General features: G+C 69.0%; 1 protein-coding gene. It reads right to left on the bottom strand.

Going from position 1 to position 552, the window contains the following annotated elements:
• Positions 1 to 552, bottom strand: a 552-nt coding sequence (locus HUA78_RS45740) for an AMP-binding protein (protein ID WP_174479133.1), incomplete at both ends; no start/stop codon positions are given.

The following is a 552-nucleotide window of genomic DNA, read 5'->3' as shown; positions in this document are numbered from 1 at the left end:
GATGAGGCGAACGAGGTAGGCGGGGTCCTGGTGACCGCCGGGCTTCGCGAGGACGAGGCGAGCGCCCGTCATGAGGGGCCAGAAGAACTCCCAGACGGAGACATCGAAGGAGAAGGGCGTCTTCTGAAGGACGGTGTCGTCAGGGGACAGGCCGTACTGCTGCTGCATCCACAGCAGGCGGTTGACGATGCCCGAGTGGGCGTTGATGGCGCCCTTGGGGCGGCCCGTGGAGCCGGAGGTGAAGATGACGTATGCGGGGGCGTCGGGCCCGGCGAGGAGAGGCAGCGAGTCGCGGGAGTGGACTGCGACGTCGTCCCACTGTGAATCGAGGCAGAGCACGCGAGAGTCGTGCTGGGGGAGGACGGACTTCAGGTGCTCGTGAGTGAGGAGCACGGGGGCCTGGGCATCGTCGAGCATGCCGGCGAGGCGCTCGCGGGGATACGCGGGGTCCAGGGGAACGTAGGCGGCGCCGGACTTGAGGACGGCGAGCAGCGCGACGACGAGGTCGAGCGAGCGCTCCAGGCAGACGCCGACGAGAGAACCCGGGCGAGC

It is taken from the genome of Myxococcus sp. CA033 (assembly GCF_013336625.1).
Classification (GTDB): domain Bacteria; phylum Myxococcota; class Myxococcia; order Myxococcales; family Myxococcaceae; genus Myxococcus; species Myxococcus llanfairpwllgwyngyllgogerychwyrndrobwllllantysiliogogogochensis.
The sequence above is the reverse complement of the archived record's forward strand: the minus strand, read 5'-3'. Positions and strand labels throughout refer to the sequence as shown.